Genomic DNA, 20,689 nt, shown 5'->3' with positions numbered 1-20,689 from the left:
CTTTATACGACTCGACTCCGTCGAGGTAGGCTCTAGCAGCTTCCAATCTAATCTCTATTGAATACTTAGTCATAGAAAAAGCACCTCCAATTGGTAGATTTTTCGTGTCCAACAATTGGGGTGCAGTTCACTTCTGATCCTTGGCTTTTTTGTTTTCTCATCTGTTCAAATCTATCTATCTATTAAAAATAATAACCTATCTATCAATGGAATATGCTAGTGTACAAGAGTTTCATCCCTTTTCGCATAACTTATACTATCTCAGAAAGAGGGGATGAATTATGAGGTACGGGAAAGTGATAAGTAAGATTGGCAATCATGGGATACTTCGTCGGAATTCCGCGACTGCTTCTCATCTTCCGGAAACACTCCGCTTCTCTCTAGAGACCTTTAAACAAATGTGTCAGAAGTATAATTTGATCTATGTGAAGCCAAATGATTCTAGCCAAGGAAAAGGTGTCATAAGGATTGAAAAACTAGAAAATGGCCAATTTCTGATTAAAGATCGAGATTTAAAGGGGAAAGCGACAGTAGCAAGTGTTCAAGCGGCATATCAACGGATTTTAGCTAGAAAAATGAGAGGAAGAACCTACCTCGTTCAGCAAGGAATTAATAGTGTCATGAAGTCAGGTCGAGCCTTTGATATTAGGGCACATTTCATTCGTATAAATGGAATTTGGACTTGCATGGGGCTAATTGGAAAGCAAGCCCCTTCACTAGGAGTCGTTACAAATGGTTCGAGTGGAGGAGTTACCATCTTGGTTCCTACGTTATTACGCTCCAAATTAGGTTACTCTCAACAAAAAAGTGTGGAAACGCAAAGTCAGCTTGAACAGATTGCCGCAGAATCAGTAAAATCGATTTCTAGAGCATATCCTTCTTGGAGAGAGTTTGGTGTCGATTTAGCCATTACTCCTAACGGGAAGATCTGGATTTATGAAGTAAATATCACTCCAGGAAGTTCGTTATTTAAACGACTCAGCCCTACAGTTTACAAACAAATTCTAGCCAATCGTAGAAGAGCTAGGTGATGTCCATGAAGCCCATTGTGGGCTTTTTTATTTTTGTTACTAAGTATACTAAAAATGTGCGCTCCATCTTCTGGAATGAAGGGAGCGCACATTATGTTAGAGGAAATGAGTTTGTTAGCCTACTACGGCTCCACCTTCTGGTGTCCAATGGATCGTGCCATGTTCAAACCGTTGCATACGACCTCCACCAGGTCGGTCTTCTTCAGGACTAACTGGATAGCCCAGAGGACTTCTTTCCCACCCTAATTCAGCCCACTTCACACGGATCCCTCCATAAATTTCTTGCGCACCTGTTTCAGGTGTCCAGTAAATGGATGACTCAGGTTTATCCGGTAAATGTAGAGCTCGAAAATGGTTAAATCGTCCTCGTCCATCTGGAGTTCCAAGCTCATCAGTAATGGGATAACCGTATTGCTCTCGACCGATTTGCATCCAGCGTGCACTAATATCTCCCCTAACAGAAAATGCCCCGATCTCTGGATGCCATGAAACATTTCCCCATACAAACTGCTGGAATCGTCCAGTGTTATCGAAGGTTGGAAGTTCAACATCTAATGTATCTCCCAAAAAGCTGACTAGACTCGCCCATTTTCCAAAGATAGCTCCAAATATGTCATGGGAAGTTCGAACGACTTCAAAAGTCAGTGTGTAATCTCCTCCATCACCTTGGACTCGAACACTTTTTTCAAAGACGGATGGATTTGCAGCATTTAACTCGTCACGGGTAAAACGTAGCTCTTGGACAGAGATAACATCGTCTAAGTTAAGTCCTATTGATGTAGGGGTTTTTAAGATTCCAGTTATGTCTCTGATAAGCTTTGTAACCCGATCTGGACGGCTTAGATTCAGACTTCCAAAGAGAGTTGAACTAATGGTTCCCTTGACAAAATCACGTAGGGCTTCGGCGTTACCGTTATCGTTTTCCATAAGTGCAAAGATAAAAATCACTTGATCCGGGTTGTCTAAGGGGGTGGATCGATTATCTAAACCCCAAAAACATTGAGAGATGTCACCGGCAGCGTGTGTCTCGGCTCCATCTACACCTCCATACGGACCATATCTAACCACTTCATAAGCAGGAAGTGGGACTGGGAATCCTGCAATAGTGACGGTGGCTGCTAAGTTAATGGCAGCTACAAAGAGATAAGGTTCATCTTCACCCACTTCATCGGTTTCTTCATGGCAACGAAATCGTTTAAAATAAATCTTGAACATGATATTCTCCTAACTAGTACTGTTTTTTTTAGTTTGTATTTTTTTTAGGAAAATATGTGGCTCTTGAAAGGTATGATCGATACTTGAAAATCCATACTAGAAAATAAGTAGTCAGACTACCCATGAAGGCTTGTAACTGGTAAACTAGAGTTATTATTTAATAATATATAGTCTAATCTAAGTGAGTTAGATGAAAATGGAGGGACTTTAAATGAATAAAGTAGTTGTACTTGGAACAGGTCCATCTGGATTAACAGCAGCGATTTACCTAGCTCGTGCAAACATGAATCCACTTGTAATTGAGGGCCCAGAACCAGGTGGGCAATTAACCACCACGACGGAAGTTGAGAATTTTCCTGGATTCCCTGAAGGAGTTATGGGGCCAGAACTAATGGAGAACATGCGTAAACAAGCGGAACGCTTTGGTGCACGTTTTGAACGCGGATGGGTGAATCGAGTCGATCTGTCTAAAAAACCATTTACATTACATATCGGCGAAGAGAGAGTAGTAGAGACCGAAACTTTAATTATCTCAACAGGTGCTTCCGCTAAATTATTAGGGATTCCAAATGAAAAAGAAAGCATTGGGATGGGTGTCAGCACATGTGCTACTTGTGACGGCTTCTTTTTCCGCGACAAGAAAATTATTGTAGTGGGTGGAGGAGATTCGGCTATGGAGGAAGCGAACTTCTTAACGAAATTTGCTTCTGAAGTTCGAGTGGTACACCGTAGGGAAGAGCTTCGGGCGTCCAAGATCATGCAAGATCGTGCTAGAGAAAATGAGAAGGTCACATGGAGCCTGAACTGTACTCCTCTTGAAGTAGTGAAGGGGGATCAAGGTGTTACAGGTTTGAAAGTGAAGAATAACGAAACAGGTAAGGAAGAGATCATCGAGACAGATGGAATTTTTGTTGCGATCGGTCATACTCCAAATACCAGCTTTTTACCAGATCAGTTAGCGACCGATGAGACAGGTTATATTAAAGTACAACCTGGTACAACACGTACAAATATTCCTGGAGTATTTGCTTGTGGAGATGTGCAGGATCATGTTTATCGTCAGGCGATTACAGCGGCTGGAACAGGCTGTATGGCGGCACTTGATTGTGAACGTTACTTAGAAGGTAGCCAAGTGGACGACTGGAGCAAGAGTTTATAAAGATAACGGACCTATGAAGAATTATTTCTAGGCTGTTATTCTATACAGCTACGATTTTATATTTGAATAAAGCGGGGCTATCTTAAAGAGAGAAAATCTACTTTAGGATAGCCCCTGAGTATGTGTTTTTATAAGATTTTTTGTGTACTTTATATAAAATAAATACTTATGATTAGATATTTAGTTAACTATATAAAGGGTTTCTTTTTTTCACTCTCGTCAACTCGCAAAATTGTGCGCTACATGGAGAGATTGAGCGTTTCAAATTGGAAATTCCGAGATAATGAATGATAACTTATTTTTTTGCGTTCTAAATTAGCTTGCACAATATATAGTGTCAGGTATACTCAAATAGTCACTATATATGGATCGGATGTGGATGTATGATTGAAATAAAGGGGTTAGAGGTAAACCTGAAAATTGGAAATTGGTTAACAGAGGTGGAACGTGACTTTACTCACCTTGATTTTACTAGCTTAGAAGAAGAGACACGCTCACAGCTAAGAGAAAATATGTCGCTAGAAGAGCAAATTCAGTTGCTAATTCAAGTAGCGGTTGAAAAAACGAGTGTGGAGGAGCCGGACTGGCAGTTTGTGGCTGCTCGTTTTTTAGTAATGTTTCTCTATCGACAAGCGGGTGAAAATCGTCAATTTGATGCTTCTAAGAAGTATGGGGATTTCTATTCGCTCATTGGCTCCCTAACGGAGGAAGGCTTGTACGGTACATACTTATTGGAAAACTATAGTAAGGAAGAGATTGCTTATCTGTCTTCTGTTATGAAACCTGAACGGGACGAGCTCTTTAATTACATTGGCTTAAAAGTTCTTGCGGATCGCTATTTAGTACGTAACTTCCAGCAGAAGGTAATGGAGTTACCTCAAGAGCGCTTTATGATTATCGCGATGCATTTGGCTTCTAAAGAGCAGAACCCTGTGATGTGGGCGGAGAAATTTTATGAGGTTTTATCCAGACTTGAATTAACAGTTGCTACTCCCACATTAGCGAATGCTGGAAAGCCGCTTCATCAACTTTCTTCCTGCTTTATCGATACAGTAGATGACTCCTTGTGGTCCATCTATGAAACAAACTCTTCCACAGCTCAAGTCTCCAAGTATGGTGGCGGAGTTGGGATTTATTTAGGAAAAGTCCGTGCCAAAGGTTCTAAAATCCGTGGACATAAAGGTGCATCAGGTGGTGTCATTCCATGGATTCGAAATTACAATAATACGGCTGTTGCGGTTGATCAGTTAGGAGTTCGTCGGGGAGCGTTTGCTATTTACCTTGATGTGTGGCATTCCGATATTCTTGATTTCCTCAATCTAAAAACAAACAATGGGGATGATCGTTTAAAGGCGCATGATATCTTCCCAGGCGTTTGTGTTCCGAATTTATTTATGGAGCGTGTAGCACAGCGAGGTGTATGGAGCTTATTCGACCCACACGAAGTAAGAGAAGTGATGGGATACTCGCTTGAAGATTTTTTTGGAGCTGAATTTGAGAAACGTTATCAAGCATGTGAAAATCATCCGTCCCTTGATTCAGTTGAGATTCCTGCGATTGACATTATGAAACGGGTAATGGTTAGTGCTTTTGAAACAGGTACTCCGTTTATTTTCTTCCGTGATTTGGTGAACGAAGCCAACCCGAACAAACACAAAGGGATGATATACTCCTCTAATCTTTGTACGGAAATCTGCCAAAATATGTCTGCAACCGAGTGGATGAGTGAAGAAATCGAGGATGGAATGATTGTTACGAAGCAAAAGCCTGGGGATTTCGTAGTATGTAATCTTTCCTCTATTAACCTAGGGAAAGTAGCAAGCTACGAGGACCTTGCCCGAATTATTCCGGTACAGATGAGGATGCTTGATAATGTAATTGACTTAAATATGTATCCTGTCAAGCAAGCGGAAGTTACGAATCACAAGTATCGTGCTGTGGGCTTAGGAACAAGTGGTTATCACCAATACTTAGCCCAACAGAAAATTATGTGGGAATCGGAAGATCATGTGGAAGAAGCTGATCGATTATTTGAAGAGATTGCGTATCAAGCGATTCGTGCTTCGATGGAACATGCTAAAGAAAAAGGATCCTATCCGGCCTTCTATGGAAGTGAATGGGAATCAGGAGTCTATTTTGAGAAACGTGGCTATAATAGCGAAAGATGGGAAGAGCTACAACGAGAAGTGGCCGAGCACGGGATGCGTAATGCTTGGGTCATGGCGATTGCTCCAACTGGTTCCACTTCCTTGATTGCTGGCTCTACTGCAGGAATCGACCCTGTGTATGCGAAGTTTTTCGTGGAAGAAAAACGAGGGGCATCCATTCCGCAGACAGCTCCTAATCTGTCGGTGGAGACAACTTGGTACTACAAAGAAGCGCATAAAATTGATCAGAGTTGGAGCATCCGTGCCGCTGGAATGAGACAGCGCCATATCGACCAAGCTCAATCGTTTAACCTATATATCACCCCTGAAACAAACGCGAAAGAATTTTTAGAGCTTTATATGGAAGCTTGGAAAAATGGTGTGAAAACGATTTACTACATTCGTAACCAATCTGTAGAAGTAGAAGAATGTGTAAGTTGTTCATCGTAACGAGAGGAGAACGCAAACGTGCAACTAGAGCGGAAGAAGATTTTTAATGAAGATGGACAAAGAGGGACACAGCGCCTAATTAACGGGAATACTACCAACTTGAGAGAGTGGAACCGTATTAAGTACGACTGGGCTCATAAGTTATATCGAACGATGCTAAACAATTTTTGGATTCCAGAGGAGATCCCACTTGCCTCAGATGCTAAAGAATTTCAGGAACTAAGTCCAGCTGAACGTCGAGCATTTGATAAAACGATTTCGTTTCTGAATTTCCTTGATTCGATTCAAGGAGAAAATCTGCCAAACATTAATGAGTATGTTACGGCACCAGAGGTTTCTTCCTTGTTAAACGTTCAAGCTTTTCAAGAGGAGATTCATGCGCAATCGTATAGCTATATTTTAGATAGCGTATGTTCTCCGGAGACTAGAGAGAGTATCTATGACGAATGGCGGAACGATGAGCATTTGATGAAGCGAAATCGCTTTATTGCCGACTTGTACCAACAGTTTGTAGATCAAAAAGATGATCGTCAATTTATCCGTACATGTATGGCTAACTTCTTGTTAGAATCTCTTTATTTCTACAGTGGATTTTCCTTCTTCTATGCACTGGCGAGACAAGGAAAAATGACTGCAACTGCGACGATCATCAAATACATTCAACGTGACGAACTGACTCATGTTGTTTTATTCCAAAACATGATCCGAGAGCTTCGCAAAGAAAATCCTGAGTTGTTTACACCAGAGTTTGTTGAAGAATTACGTGAGATGACGAGAACAGCAGTTGAACATGAAATTGAGTGGGGCAAATATATTACCAACAACGAGATTCAAGGGATTAACAATGAGGTGTTGGAGAAATACATCAAATTCTTATCCAATGAACGCTTGAGCCGTCTAGGATTTGAGGTTTTGTATCCTGAAATTCAAACTCATCCGATGAAGTGGGTAGAAAGTTTCTCAAACCTTAACGCTACCAAAACAGACTTCTTTGAACAAAAAGTAACCAATTATACGAAAGCAAGCAATCTTGACTTTGGAGATTTGTAAGAGCAGGATTCGTCTAAAGCCACCCGAACTCTTTTGAATGAAAGAGATTCGAGTGGCTTTCTATTTTATCCCACTACTCAATTCGAGTATGGTATGATATTGGCCTATTGCGATAAAGGAGGGTGCGGGGATGGAATTATTACTACAACAGATTGTAGATAGAATTAACACAACGAATAATCGAATGATTATAGGTATTTCCGGACATGGTGCCGCTGGAAAAACGACGTTTGCTCACAAACTGATCAGTCAACTTGAGCGAGATGAAGTCAATTATATAAACACGGATCCCTATATTGTTGGTTCCAATATTCGCAAGCATACTAGGATTCAATACACTTATCAAAACGTAGAGCATCAAGATAAAATGACTGCTTGTCATCCAGAGGCTCATTTTTCGACTGCTTTGGAACGAGATATCCAAATGGTTCGTGCAGGGACGGACTTTTATACGATTGATGCTCATTACCAGAGAAGTGAACGAATCTCTTCAACAAAGAGAGTAACCATAGTAGAAGGAATGAGTATGGCGTTTATAAACCTCGATTTATTTGATTTAAAGATTTATTTTTATACCGATGAGCAAACCGAGTTACTAAGGAGAATGGACCGTGATGTAGTTGAAAGAGGAACTGATCTCCAATATCTGAAACGGTCTCATGATGAGCGCCGAATTCAGTATCAACGATTTATGCATCCATATAGTAAGCAGTTTGACATCATTGTAAAAAATTTAAACACAGAGTTCCGAATAGAAAAAAATATGGGTTGATCTCCCTTATTTCACAATAGGGAATATTGTCCAATTTTGTTAGTTGTCATATACTGTAATTACATCTTATTCCATTTTTAGAGGAATCGGAGAAGGCGGTGTATGAAAGCTGAGGTTAGACGATCAACGAATCAATTTGTATGATAAATATGGCATTCAAGTCATTCGGGCCATTATTTCTGATTTTATCGACGAAAAAGTTTAATATTGGAGTAGAGGAACGGGCCATTATACTGGGGACTACTCGTTCAGTTAAATATTTTATGATCCAGGCAAGTAATCAAAACAAGCCATGTGATCAAGAATCGATGGAAAACGAATGAAGCCTGAAACGATATAAAAGGGGGCCTCAACAGAAAAGCGCGTTTTCTGTTGAGGCCCCCTTTTGAAAAAACTGGCTGATAATGCCTACACCATTACTCGTTTCAACTGGCTTAGATACCGAGCTCGAACGATCAAAAAATAAACAAACTGTGCAACGGAAAATGCTCCGATCCCGGTCAGAGTGGGGATTAATGTATCCCCTAGAGAAAGTTGGCTTTTTAAAGTTTCTAGGCCTATAATCGTCTCCAAAGCTGCAACCAACATCGGGAGAAAAAAGAGAACAGAAATCTGAATAGTAGCTGATCGCTTCATTTCTTTCTCACTTAAACCGATCTTGGACAGCCCATGTGTGATATGTCGATCCTGATTTAGCTCGGTATAAAGTTTAAAATACAGAAAGCTAGCGGTAAAGAGGGAGAAAATGGATGCAATAAATACACCAATAAAAATAATCATACTCTTAAATTGTCTAAACTCTACATAGTCTACTGCACGTGAACTAAGAAATCCATTCCACCCTTCCCCTGATGCTCCTAGATGCTCTGTCAATTCAATCAATTTTTTTCCAATATTTAATTCTAGTGAATTAGAACCTGGTAATTTTGTGTTTGACCATTCGGGAACAAAATAGAAGGTCCTTAGATCTTCGTCCTTCTTACTAAAAGCCTCTTTTTCTTTGATAAAAGACTTAAACTGATTATAGGTTTCATCAGAAACGATTATGAGATTCGCAACATCTCTTGTGACTATTTTTTCGAATTGGTCAACCACTTGGAGAGTTCCTTTCCCATTTGCGAGAGTGAGCTGTTTTGTATTCTTTAGCTTGTCGGTAATAACAAACGCTTCCCCAACTTGTAGATTAGGAAATTTCTTCAAATGAAGAAATTTTTCTAGATGTTCATAATTAGACTGTTTGATCATAGCAAAGCGGGAATCGATTTCTCTAAATTTAGGTCTGGTAGAGATTAGCTCTATTTTTTCAAACCCTACACTAGCAGACTTTAATTCCTGATCAATCTGGGTAGTTTCCGCCTGCGAATCCTTTTTTGATTTTGCTATATAAGTAAGTGCAAATGGATCTTCTTTGAATATCCGCTTACCCTGTTGATCCAAAGATAAAACAATTCCAATTACTGAACAGGACATTGCGATGACAATGGTGATCATAAAGAACATCCGCGCATTATCTTTCATTTTATAAGCCATTTCGGAAACCCATAACAGATTGGTTCCCCGCCAAGTGAAGACACGATTTTTCTTGAATAAACGGATAATCCATACACTCAGTTGTGTAAAGAAGAAGTAGGTACCAATCATCCCTAGAATAAAGATACAAAGAACCGTCGATTCTGATATTTTTTGTGTCATTAAGTAGGCGGCTCCAACAAAAGAAGAAGCCGATAAGAGAGACAACCATATCGATGCTTTTGGTTCTGGCTTCGGCTTGCTCGTTCCTTGTAATAGATCAAGTACTTGATTTTGTCGGACAAAAAACTGAGTTAAGAAAGAAACGACTAAAAAGAGTGCAAAGAAAGCTATTGCTGTTAAACCCATCGCTTTCCATGGTAAGTACATCGATAATTCTTTAATCTCTACAACTCTAGCCCCAAAGAGGAGAAAAAACCTTGAAAGAAGTATTCCACACGCTATTCCTGTAATGATTGATGCGAGGCCGATAATCATATTCTCAAGGAAGATCATGCGCTTTAGCTGGCTACTTTCTGAACCTAAGATGGTTAACAGACCAAACTCCTTTTTTCTAACTTTTAAAAAGGCACTGTTTGAGTAAAGTACAAATATAAAGGAAAAGAGAAAGATCACATATTCGGCTGCTTTCATCATCAGTTTGGCATCATTTCCTAATAAAGACTTTTCTATATCAGGATGAAAGAGAAACATCGCATAGGTAAAAAAAATCATCACTGCAAATGAACTGCTTAGAAAATATGCTGAATAAGCCCGAGCATTTCTTTTAACGTTATTAAACGCGAATTGACGAAAGTTCATGTGTATTACCCCCAAACAACGACACCATGTCAATAATGATCATTTCCATCATCACCGAGTCGTGTTAAATTTTAGTTAGACATTCTATTTTTATTGTGGCGACCCTCTCTATTAATTTATTATGGATTAGTATAGTCGTCATGATAGATAGAAAATATGGATTTACCTTTCAGGAACATTAATAAAATGTAAGGTTAATTGGAGCAGGGAACGGGCCATTATATGTAAGACTACTTTGTTCAGTTCATATTTTATGATCCAGACGAGTAATCAAAATGTAGAGACAGAGAAGTGAGAGATTATGAGAGAATCGTGGAAACAAGTAAAATCATGGCACAAATCCTTTGGATTAGCCGCACCAGAGGAACCGCAGTTACTTCCTGACGATCGAGTAAAACAACGAATTGGCTTTATGCAGGAAGAATTACAGGAGTTTGTTGAATCTCGAACATTGGAAGACCAAGCGGACGCGATGATTGATTTGATGTATTTTTCTTTAGGGACGCTGGTAGAGATGGGAGTAGACCCAGGTGAGCTGTTTGACATCGTTCATCGTGCTAACATGTCGAAGTTGTGGGAAGATGGGAAGCCACGCTATCGAGAATCGGATGGAAAAGTGATGAAGCCTGCATATTGGCAAGACCCGCAGCCCTTATTGAAGAAAGAGATTTTGCGACAAATTCAGCAGAAGAAGAGCGAGAAGGAGACAGGCCTTTAAAAGGGCTTGTCTTCCTTTTGTTTGACGATAAGGAAACCTTAAATAATTGTAAGTTTTCTTTAAGCTAATTCGATTGTTCTTAACTTCCTGTTTAATTCTCAAGACACAATTTAATAAGCGATCTTATCAACAATCAATTCCGTTAACGATTGATTAACGTTAAAAAGAAACGACCCAATCAATTAAGTTTACAATTAATTGATTGGGATTAAATTTTCTTTCTAAGAAGATGCTGATCCAATCAGCGAAGCCAAGCGAAACGATCGTCACAACCAATCCAATTTCTTTTACACTTCTTTTTTGCTTAACCATTACAAAAATACTAAGTGCTAGAGCTACTGTAATAAAAAGGATGATCCATACCATAATCAAAAACCAACCGCCTTTCTCTTCTCCTTACCCTGTTTAATCCATGTTAAGCAAAGAAGTAATAGTGGGAGAAGGACAGCGAAGAGGAAGATATATTCGAAATAGTACTGTCTGTTAAATGTCATATTTTCTAGAATATTGTTAAATCCTAATGAAAGTCCAGAAACCAATAAAATAAGAGAAATCGCAAGCCACGATCGGTTGTTCACATGGAACAATTGGCATAATCCTGCTACTGCACAATAGTACGCAATGCTCAGCTTAATAAAAATAACAATAAGCAAAATAAGTGCAATCGTTGATTCCATATGCTCGAAAAAAGTTCCTAAGTGTATCTCTTGTACAATTACAAACAAAGAGTAAGTTTCGTGGGTAGCTCGGGTAACACCAAGTACTCCTATTGTAAAAAAAACTCCCACACTGAGAAATAATGCAGTAATGATATTTGCTAGGATAAAGCTTCTTTTAATTTTGCTTTTAACATAGGGAAATAACATCACCAAGGCAAACGATTCCAGAAAAGGAAAGGCAATTACAGATCTGTTCTTATGCAGGGTCGACCATATATTCGTTTGAAACATTCCTTGAAACCGATCCCAATTCCACTCTGAAAGGGCAATAAAAAATATAAAGAGAAAGGCCACAGTAACAATAGGAAATAAAAATTCGGTTGATCTAGAAATGGTTTCGACTCCCTTTGTAACAGCGTAGCAAATGATGAGGAGGAACATGACATGAAATACCGTTATAGGAGTTCGTGGCATTAGGTTTATCTTCATAAAATCACCTAAATTCCGGGTGATTAAGGCAGAAAGATGTACAAAATATCCAATATACAGTAGTGCGATTAGCCCACCGATTCCCTTCCCAGCAACTTGAACGCAGATTTGGATGATTGAGTTTCCAGGATAATAGGTGGTAAGCTTAATCCAGATAAGGGACAATAAAATACCGACTGCACCCGTCCATAAAGGAGTCATCCATGCATCTTGTCTCGAAATGGAAATGATTCCTCCAAGGCGAAAAAAGAATGATGTTCCTAATAGATATCCGAGTGCTAAGATAAAAAATTGCCAAGGGCTAATTCTTGCTGTTTCCATCATTGTCCCCCATATACGGATTAATGGTTTGTCCAACATCATGAATTTCACTTGTAACGGAAAGCTGAAGCTTTATTTTGAGCCAAGCATTTTTCTTATTTTGTATGATTTTCCAATCTTCCCCTCCCTTATACATCATTTTTTCCTCCAAGCCAAATAAGTCCCATTCTTTCCTTATCGACTCCTGATAAAATGTAGTTGCCTTTCGGAGTACCTGTTGGTTAAATCTTTCTTTGATCACATTCAAATTTTCCAAAGTTAATCCTTTTGTCTGCTCATTATTCAAGATGGAGAGACGTGTACTGATATTAACGTTCCAAACAGGTTCTCCAGAAACGATTTCCAATTGTTTCTGGATTTTTGGTTTGAATGCTTGGACATCTACCCTACGATCACCCTGTACCATCATCGACTCCATAAATACCTCACTATCTCCTTTTAACAACGTATAGTAACCCATTTGATCTAATGGTAACTTGCCAATCATTCGGTCATGCTTAAACACAGCCCCTCCGCTAAAGATAAGATTTCCTTCATTTGCTGCAATCTGTTCATATCGATCCGTAGTGGGGGATGGAGACCCGTTTAGACGTAGCATTGGCAGAACGGTAAGCATAGAGGATTCCATATTTTCGGCTAAATCTTTTATTCGTACCTTTTTACTCAACCTACCGGTGGCACGGGATTGGATTTCCACGATAGATCGCAGAGAGCGCCCAGGCAATCTTTCTAGTGGAAGATATGTCAGCATTACTTCAGAGAGTGGTGAATCTGTAACGAATAAATAAAGGCTGGAACGTCTACTGTGTTGTTTCTCAAAAAAATTAATGAGCGAATTCAAACCTTGCTTAGCATATCGTTCGGTCACTATTTCCGATTGATAGTGATCAGGAAATAGTTGTCTTGGTAAAAGATTAGCCGTTTTTGCTCCTAATTCGGACATGCTGTTAGCTTGAACACAGTACGTGTACACGGGAGCCTTGATACCTCCACCTTTTTGAGTAGCAACCGCGCTAGGATTCACAATTTGGTAGTAAACGGTTTTCTTACCTGTTTCCTGATCTTGGTCTACTCCTACCAGCTCGCCAATTGCCAATTGATTGATTTCAATCTTATCCCAACACCCAGTCATGCAACATAAACAAACCCCAGTCATCATGAGCTTGAAAAGCTTTTTTAACTCCTTCATATTCTTTTTCTTCGCTTTCTTTTTATTGGATTTCCTTGAGAATAAGCTTTTTTCCATGGTCGAGGTACTCTGACAAAGATATCCTTCCAGTCTGTAAATTTAGAAGGAGCCACTGGAGAGAGGTAAGGAACACCGAACGATTTAATCGAAGCAAGATGTACAACAGTAAACAGTACACCACATAACACACCAAACAACCCCATGAAACCCGCGAGTGCCATGTAAAAGAATTGGAGAATTCGCTGGGTAATTCCAAAGCTATAAGAAGGCGCCACGAAATTGGAAATCGCCGTAATGGCTACCACAATAACCATTGCCGCAGCCACGAGACCTGCTACAACAGCAGCTTCTCCCAATACCAACGCACCAACGATAGAGATGGCCTGTCCTGCGATTCGGGGCATACGAAGACCTGCTTCGCGTAACACTTCAAACGTGATCATCATGATAATGGCCTCTAACAGAGTGGGAAAAGGAACACCTTCGCGTTGGGCCGAAAGATTGATGAGGAGAGAATGGGGGAGAAGCTCCTGGTGATAAGTTAGGATCGAAATATAGAGTGCGGGTATAAATATAGCGAGAATGAAAGAAAACATCCGTAACCATCTAAGGAGAGTAGCGATATGAGGTTTTTGATAGTAATCTTCCGGTGCACTAAAAAATTGAAAAAAGGTGACGGGTCCCATTAATGCATCTGGAGTTCCGTCAACAAGCACCCCCACTCTCCCTTCCAATAGATGAGACGCCAGAACATCAGGCCGTTCTGTTTTTAGTAAAGTAGAAAACGGGGATATCGTTTTATCCTGAATGTATTCTTCTATGTAGGCAGTATCCAAAACGCTGTCAACCTGGATCGAATGGATACGCTTTCGAAATTCATCTACTACTTCTGAGGGGGCGAGATGTTCAAGGTATATTAATCTAACTCTTGTTTCTGTTTCTGTTCCAATGATGAACTGTTCAATTCGCAAATGAGTGTTTTTTATTCTCTTTCTAAGGAGAGAGAGATTGATTTCAATTTCCTCCGTAAACCCTTCCTGTGGCCCGTGAACAGTAGACTCCATTAGTGGTTCGGATATATTTCGATGATGTGTCTTGGATGTATCCAGCAACAAAACTTTCCTTGTTCCTGAAGTAACTAGTAAACACCATCCACTCAACAATTTCTGAATACAGCGATTCAAGTCTGTGGTTTCTGAAATAGAGCTAATCGGAATTCGATTTTGTAGTGCGTTTATGATATCCTCAGACGATTCCAACTCATCGCTTATATATTCTTTGGATAAGAAATGAAGCAATTCACGTTCAATCTTATTTCTATCGACTAATGTTTCAATGAAAACACAATGGGCATGAAGATTGGGTGATATAACAAACATGTGGTTAACTAGGTCTGGAGGATATTGAAGGGTATCTACGATTTGGCTTACAAATGCTTTCGGATTGATCTCATCAATAGATAACATTGTTACATTACCTCAAATCCTTTTTCTACATTCGTTATGATATTATCTTAAGTATTTACTAGTGAGTTATCCTGTATGCATTATTAGGCATAAACGACATTTCAGGAGAGAACTATTTATATTTCAATAAAAAAACTCGTTTTTTTGCTGATTATAGTGAAAAATCGTTTTTTTTTGACATTATCTCAGATATTGACACTAACAATTTGCTGTGGTATTATTTTACAAAATTTAATTTCGCAAAATAATAATTATAATCAGGAGGAGGACAATAATGAAAATATTATTTACAGAAGCCGTTATTATTGACATGGTAGATGGCGCAAAGGCTATTCAAAATGGTAATTTAGCAGTCGTAGATGGAGTTATTACATATGTAGGTTCTGCGTTGACAGAAGAGGAACAAGACCAATACGATGAAATTGTATCGTGCAAAGGAAAGGCGATACTGCCCGGCTTTGTGAATACACATGGCCACTCGGCAATGACGTTATTGCGCGGATACGCAGACGACCTCCCTCTGCAACAATGGCTCGAAAATGAAATATGGCCAATAGAAGCAAAAATGAATGCTGAACATGTATCCGCAGGAGCGCATTTAGCGGCACTTGAGATGATTCAAGGTGGAACGACTACCTTTTTAGATATGTACTATAACATGGATGCTGTTGCAAATGTAGTGGAGCAAACAGGATTGCGAGCACGACTCACACGTAGTTGCTTTAGCTTTGGCGATGATGCTCTTCGTAAAAGTTACCTGGAAGAAGCCACTTCTTTTGCCGAAAAATGGAATGGTTCTGCGAATGGTCGAATCTCGACGATGATGGCGCCGCACTCTCCTTATACTTGTGATCCTGATTTCATTCGCCAGTCTATAGAAAAGGCAGTGGAACTTAATATTCCCATTCATACTCATATGTCCGAAACAAAAACGGAAGTTGAACTAAGTGTCCGTGAGTACGGAGCAAGACCTGTAGAACACTTAGATAAATTAGGCTTCTTCGATATCCCATCCCTAGTTGCACATGCTGTTCACCTAACAGAAGAAGAGATAGCACTTCTTGCAAAAAAGAATGTTAAGATTGCCCATAATCCAGGGAGTAATCTGAAGTTAGGCAGTGGCATTGCACCTATTACTCAGATGATTGCTCACGGAATGCGACCTAGCTTAGCAACAGACGGGGCAGCAAGTAATAATAATCTGGATATGTTAGAGGAAATTCAACTAGCTGCACTAATCCATAAAGGACAGCATCAAGACCCTCTAGCTGTTCCTGCAAAAACGGCACTAGCAATGGGAACGATTTATGGAGCAGAAGCCCTATTTTTAGATAAAGAAATTGGTAGCTTAGAGGTTGGTAAACAAGCTGATTTTATTACCCTAGATCTAACACAAGCACATATGCAACCTCGTACAGATGTGATTTCGCACATTGTCTACTCTGCAACTAGAACGGACATACAAGACGTGTATGTGCAAGGAAGAGTACTCATGAAAAACCGTGAAATGCGTACAATTGACGCAGAAAAAATAATTTTCGAAGCGAATCAAGCTTTTGAGAATTTGCGAGGATAAAGAAAGAGACGAATAAGCGCACTAAATGGTAAAACGACTTACCATTTAGGCTTAGTCACAGGGTTCCTACTGTAGACCGCAAAGTAACCCTAATAAGGAATATTATTTATCTAAATAGCGATATACGGTAGTTCTAGAGATACCCATCATTTGGGCAATATCCTTAATGGGCGTTCCATTGGAAGCGAGTGTTTTTATCATCTCTTCCTCTTTTTTATCAAATTTTTCGGGTCGTCCGCCTACTCTGCCTCTGGCACGGGCGGCGATCCGTCCAGCTTCTGTTCTCTCACGAATCAAGTTTCGCTCAAACTCAGCAAAAGACGCAAAGAGATGAAACATCAACTGTCCTGTAGCATTAGAGCGATCTATAGTGATATTCTCGTGAAGACTATGAAAGCTAATTTCTCGATCGTTTAGATCATTGACAATCTGTATAAGATTCCTCATGGTGCGTCCTAGACGATCTAAACGCCATACTACTAAAGTATCTCCAGATCGAACATACTGAAGAGCTTCCGCCAAACCACTTTATAAATTTTTAGTTGCTTTTGGGCGTGTCCAGAAACTGGAACTTTTCTGGACACAAACCGTTAGATAAAAATAAAAAATTCCGTTTGAGATAGACAGTTAGAATAAGTAGTTCATGAAATGAATCTACCTTTACTCACTTCATGTATATGGATTATAATGGTTATATAAATGAATACATTTGAACTCGGAGGAGTCTGTCACACAAGGAACTTTTCTGCCTATTTTTAGGTAGTAAAGCCTTGCATGCAGACTCTTTTTGCGTATTAAGAGAGGAAGTGATAAATAATACTTTATGTCGATGATAGGTACCATTTTAAAGATAAGGATGTTTGATCATGAATCAGAAACGAAAATATTTGAGTCCATCAAGGGTATTAGTACTAGGCTTCTTCTTAATCATTTTCATGGGTTCATTTCTTCTTACCTTACCCCTAGCCACAAAAGACGGACAAGGACTTGCTTGGATTGATTCTCTATTTACCGCTACCTCGGCTACTTGTGTAACGGGGCTTGTGGTAGTGGACACAGGGGATACCTTTACTCTCTTCGGGCAGATTGTTATCTTAATCCTTATCCTTGTAGGTGGGCTGGGCTTCATGACATTTGCTACCTTTTTTGCAGTCTTATTAGGGAAACGGGTTTCGTTTCAGGATCGTTTATTATTACAAGAGGCACTAAACAAACCGTCAGTAGAAGGCATTGTTAGACTAGTGAAACGGATTGTCCTCTTTGCGTTCGTTATACAGGCTGTAGGCGCTCTATTGCTATCTGTAAGCTTTGCTAATGATATGCCTCTGGATCGGGCACTATATTTCGGTCTTTTCCACTCCATCTCTAATTTTAATAATGCAGGATTCGATATTATGGGAGGCTTTCAAGGGTTTACTGGGTATGCAAGTGATCCTTACGTGAGTATCATTCTTTGCACTCTTATTTTCTTAGGTGGCATCGGTTTTATTGTACTGAATGAGTTGTACGAATACCGTCAAACAAAACGAATTTCGCTACATAGCAAGATGGTTCTAATAGCCAGTATGGTCTTAATCCTCATGGGGACTATTTTTATATTTTCGTTTGAATATACCAACCCAAAGACATTGCAACCTCTTTCTGGTACAGGGAAGATAATCAGTTCCTTTTATCAAGCTATTACACCACGTACTGCTGGATCTAATACTCTGAACATCTCCGATCTCACTCAATCATCACTACTACTCATTATCGTTCTGATGTTTATCGGAGCGTCTCCCGGATCAACGGGGGGCGGAATTAAAACCAGTACTTTCTCTGTTCTATTAGGTGCTGTAAAGTCACAAATTAAAGGAAAAGAGGATGTTACTTTCTATAAACGCCGAATTCCATATGATTTGATCTATCGTTCATTAGCAGTAGCGAGTTGTGGTTTTGCCATTGTGATAGGTGTTGCGATGCTTTTGACTATTACCGAAAAAGGTAATGACTTTTTGGCGATTTTATTTGAAGCAACCTCCGCCTTTGGAACGGTTGGTTTATCCATGGGTTTGACTCCTAACCTGTCTATAGCGGGCAAAATGATTTTGATCTTTACCATGTTTGCTGGACGAGTTGGGATACTCACAATTGCTTTTGCTTTGGCTCAAAATCGGAAGCGTGATCTCTATCGCTATCCAGAAGGAAATGTCATGATCGGATAATATTAGATGCAGACAAAGGAGAACTATTATGCAAGAAAAAAATTATGCAGTAGTCGGATTAGGACGTTTCGGATCGAGTGTAGCGACGACTTTATATCGAGAAGGAAATGAAGTATTAGCAATTGATATCCATGAATCCCTCATTGAAGAGTTAGTAGATCAAGTTTCCCACACGGTGATCGCAGATTCTACAGATGAAGAAGCTCTTAAAGCGATCGGGATTCGTAACTTTGATACGGTCATCGTGGCAATCGGCGATGATATTCAAGCAAGTATCCTAACCGTTCTCATCCTAAAAGAATTAGGTATCAACCAAGTTGTGGCAAAAGCACTAAATAAACGTCATGCTCAAGTGCTTTATAAAATTGGAGCAGATATGGTCGTCTTTCCTGAACGGGACATGGGAGAACGTATTGCTCATCATCTTATGTCGCCTAATGTACTCAATTTCCTTAAACTCGATCATGATTATAGTGTTGAAGAAATAAAAGTTCCTCGTTGTATGGTCAATTTAAATTTACGGGAAATCGACTTACGTGTTAAATACAATCTAAACGTAATCGCCATTCGAACTGGAGAGGAAATTGATATTTCTCCGAATCCGGCGAAAGTCCTTGGAGCAGGAGATGTATTGGTTGTGGTTGGCGCAAATCGGGACTTGGATAAGTTTACAGATTTGACATAATGGGATATTTCGCTGACTGTTTTGTTTCGTTAACTTTGAATCGGGGTGTGCAATATGTTATTTGTAAAGATCCTAATTATTTTACTCGCCACTAAAATAGCTGGTGAGCTAAGTATAAAGCTTGGTCAACCAGCTGTGCTAGGAAAGCTCGTTATTGGTATTGTTATTGGTCCAGCTGTATTTGGTTGGATTGAAGACTCGGAAATGATCGAGCAAATTAGTGAAATCGGGGTTATCCTACTGATGTTTATTGCTGGTTTGGAGACGGATATTAAATCGTTGAATCAGAACCGTAATTCTTCCTTCGCTGTCGCGGTAGGCGGTATTATATTCCCTCTTTTAGGAGGCTATTTCGCTGGATTAGGATTTGGATTGAGTCATTCTCATGCTTTTTTTCTAGGTTTATTGTTATCCGCCACTTCTGTTAGCATTTCTGCTCAGACCCTCAAGGAATTAGGTCAGTTAAAGAGCCGGGAAAGTACTACTATTTTAGGTGCAGCGGTATTAGACGATATTTTAGTCGTGGTTGCTTTAGCAGTCATGATGAGTTTGCTTACTACGGGAGATGTCAGTCTTGGAATGGTATTTTTAAAGAAATTGATTTTCTTCGTATCTGTAGGTTTAGTGGGATGGAAGGTTGTCCCATGGATGATGAGGAAGTTTAGTTCCTGGCGGGTGTCTGAATCGATCGTTAGTACGGCATTAGTCATTTGTTTCTTTTTCTCTTACTTAGCAGAATCCCTTGGAGTCGCCGCTATTATTGGAGCGTTCGCAGCAGGAATCGCTATCTCACAAACTCCTTTCAAACAATCAGTAGAACAGAAAATAGAGCCAATTGCCTATGCCTTTTTTGTTCCAGTATTCTTTGTAAGCATTGGTTTGTCAGTCTCCTTTGATGGCGTGGGAAGTCAACTATGGTTTATTATCGTTCTTACCATCATTGCAACCATAACTAAGTTATTTGGGGCTGGTCTTGGTGCGAGGATAACAGGGTTTAACAATCGTTCTTCCTTAGGAATTGGCGCTGGAATGGTTTCAAGAGGGGAAGTTGCTCTTATTATAGCGGCGATTGGCTTGGAGTCACAGTTGCTAAAGCAAGAGTATTTCACAGCCATTGTTACGGTTGTAATCCTTACAACTCTCATAACGCCGCCGTTGCTAAAAAGAATATTCTCGGATAAACAAAATTTAAGTGAAAGAAGTCATACTTAGTACCAATCTACCAAA

16 protein-coding genes and 1 pseudogene are annotated in these 20,689 nt (G+C 39.7%); 10 read left to right on the top strand and 7 right to left on the bottom strand.

Going from position 1 to position 20,689, the window contains the following annotated elements; all coding sequences use genetic code 11:
- Nucleotides 1–281 precede the first annotated feature (281 nt).
- Nucleotides 282–1,031: a YheC/YheD family protein gene (locus EDD57_RS08190; protein WP_131848971.1), complete on the top strand. Its 750-nt coding sequence runs from the start codon at nucleotides 282–284 to the stop codon at nucleotides 1,029–1,031.
- 114 nt (nucleotides 1,032–1,145) lie between these two features.
- On the opposite strand, the gene EDD57_RS08185 is transcribed toward EDD57_RS08190, so the two are convergent.
- Nucleotides 1,146–2,246, bottom strand: a complete 1,101-nt coding sequence (locus tag EDD57_RS08185; protein ID WP_131848970.1) for an LGFP repeat-containing protein — start codon at nucleotides 2,244–2,246, stop codon at nucleotides 1,146–1,148.
- A 211-nt stretch (nucleotides 2,247–2,457) separates the two neighbouring features.
- Between EDD57_RS08185 and trxB the strand changes: the two genes are divergently transcribed.
- The 4 genes from trxB to EDD57_RS08165 all read left to right on the top strand — a co-directional run bounded on the left by trxB (nucleotide 2,458) and on the right by EDD57_RS08165 (nucleotide 7,824).
- A complete protein-coding gene (trxB, locus tag EDD57_RS08180) occupies nucleotides 2,458–3,405 on the top strand; it encodes a thioredoxin-disulfide reductase (protein ID WP_131848969.1) in 948 nt (315 codons plus the stop codon).
- Between the two features lie 383 nt (nucleotides 3,406–3,788).
- Nucleotides 3,789–6,002 (top strand): ribonucleoside-diphosphate reductase subunit alpha, encoded by a 2,214-nt coding sequence (locus EDD57_RS08175; RefSeq protein WP_131848968.1) that lies wholly within the window; start codon nucleotides 3,789–3,791, stop codon nucleotides 6,000–6,002.
- A gap of 18 nt (nucleotides 6,003–6,020) precedes the next feature.
- The gene (locus EDD57_RS08170) at nucleotides 6,021–7,052 is read left to right on the top strand and encodes a ribonucleotide-diphosphate reductase subunit beta (protein WP_131848967.1); all 1,032 of its coding nucleotides are present in this window, start codon (nucleotides 6,021–6,023) and stop codon (nucleotides 7,050–7,052) included.
- A gap of 130 nt (nucleotides 7,053–7,182) precedes the next feature.
- Complete coding sequence (locus EDD57_RS08165) at nucleotides 7,183–7,824, top strand: uridine kinase family protein (RefSeq protein ID WP_131848966.1); 642 nt, start codon at nucleotides 7,183–7,185, stop codon at nucleotides 7,822–7,824.
- 408 nt (nucleotides 7,825–8,232) lie between these two features.
- On the opposite strand, the gene EDD57_RS08160 is transcribed toward EDD57_RS08165, so the two are convergent.
- Complete coding sequence (locus EDD57_RS08160; RefSeq protein WP_131848965.1) at nucleotides 8,233–10,155, bottom strand: FtsX-like permease family protein; 1,923 nt, start codon at nucleotides 10,153–10,155, stop codon at nucleotides 8,233–8,235.
- A gap of 301 nt (nucleotides 10,156–10,456) precedes the next feature.
- On the opposite strand from EDD57_RS08160, the gene EDD57_RS08155 reads away from it, so the two are divergent.
- The gene (locus EDD57_RS08155) at nucleotides 10,457–10,873 is read left to right on the top strand and encodes a pyrophosphohydrolase domain-containing protein (protein WP_131848964.1); all 417 of its coding nucleotides are present in this window, start codon (nucleotides 10,457–10,459) and stop codon (nucleotides 10,871–10,873) included.
- A gap of 159 nt (nucleotides 10,874–11,032) precedes the next feature.
- On the opposite strand, the gene EDD57_RS08150 is transcribed toward EDD57_RS08155, so the two are convergent.
- Genes EDD57_RS08150 through EDD57_RS08135 form a run of 4 tightly spaced genes read right to left on the bottom strand, consistent with a single transcriptional unit; the run spans nucleotide 11,033 to nucleotide 14,997 of the window.
- A complete protein-coding gene (locus EDD57_RS08150) occupies nucleotides 11,033–11,245 on the bottom strand; it encodes a hypothetical protein (RefSeq protein ID WP_131848963.1) in 213 nt (70 codons plus the stop codon).
- Nucleotides 11,242–12,342, bottom strand: a complete 1,101-nt coding sequence (locus EDD57_RS08145; RefSeq protein ID WP_165873720.1) for a GerAB/ArcD/ProY family transporter — start codon at nucleotides 12,340–12,342, stop codon at nucleotides 11,242–11,244. The genes EDD57_RS08150 and EDD57_RS08145 overlap by 4 nt, the downstream gene beginning before the upstream one ends.
- Complete coding sequence (locus EDD57_RS08140) at nucleotides 12,323–13,531, bottom strand: Ger(x)C family spore germination protein (RefSeq protein ID WP_131848961.1); 1,209 nt, start codon at nucleotides 13,529–13,531, stop codon at nucleotides 12,323–12,325. The genes EDD57_RS08145 and EDD57_RS08140 overlap by 20 nt, the downstream gene beginning before the upstream one ends.
- Complete coding sequence (locus EDD57_RS08135) at nucleotides 13,528–14,997, bottom strand: spore germination protein (RefSeq protein ID WP_131848960.1); 1,470 nt, start codon at nucleotides 14,995–14,997, stop codon at nucleotides 13,528–13,530. Before EDD57_RS08135 ends, EDD57_RS08140 begins: the two co-directional genes overlap by 4 nt.
- Nucleotides 14,998–15,271: 274 nt before the next feature.
- Here EDD57_RS08135 and EDD57_RS08130 point away from each other — a divergent pair, with 274 nt between their 5' ends.
- On the top strand, nucleotides 15,272–16,573 hold the full coding sequence (locus tag EDD57_RS08130) for an amidohydrolase (RefSeq protein ID WP_131848959.1): 1,302 nt from the start codon (nucleotides 15,272–15,274) through the stop codon (nucleotides 16,571–16,573).
- Nucleotides 16,574–16,675: 102 nt separating this feature from the next.
- Here the strand turns inward: EDD57_RS08130 and EDD57_RS08125 are convergent.
- Nucleotides 16,676–17,098 (bottom strand): annotated as a pseudogene (locus tag EDD57_RS08125) (recombinase family protein); the annotation flags it as partial.
- A 341-nt stretch (nucleotides 17,099–17,439) separates the two neighbouring features.
- Here EDD57_RS08125 and EDD57_RS08120 point away from each other — a divergent pair.
- Genes EDD57_RS08120 through EDD57_RS08110 form a run of 3 tightly spaced genes read left to right on the top strand, consistent with a single transcriptional unit; the run spans nucleotide 17,440 to nucleotide 20,674 of the window.
- Nucleotides 17,440–18,777, top strand: a complete 1,338-nt coding sequence (locus tag EDD57_RS08120) for a TrkH family potassium uptake protein (RefSeq protein ID WP_131848958.1) — start codon at nucleotides 17,440–17,442, stop codon at nucleotides 18,775–18,777.
- A 28-nt stretch (nucleotides 18,778–18,805) separates the two neighbouring features.
- Entirely contained in the window at nucleotides 18,806–19,462 is a 657-nt protein-coding gene (locus tag EDD57_RS08115) for a potassium channel family protein (protein ID WP_131848957.1), read from the top strand.
- A gap of 54 nt (nucleotides 19,463–19,516) precedes the next feature.
- The gene (locus tag EDD57_RS08110; RefSeq protein WP_131848956.1) at nucleotides 19,517–20,674 is read left to right on the top strand and encodes a cation:proton antiporter; all 1,158 of its coding nucleotides are present in this window, start codon (nucleotides 19,517–19,519) and stop codon (nucleotides 20,672–20,674) included.
- Nucleotides 20,675–20,689 lie beyond the last annotated feature (15 nt).

It is taken from the genome of Baia soyae, assembly GCF_004341445.1.
Classification (GTDB): Bacteria; Bacillota; Bacilli; order Thermoactinomycetales; family Thermoactinomycetaceae; genus Baia; species Baia soyae.
The sequence above is the reverse complement of the archived record's forward strand: the minus strand, read 5'-3'. Positions and strand labels throughout refer to the sequence as shown.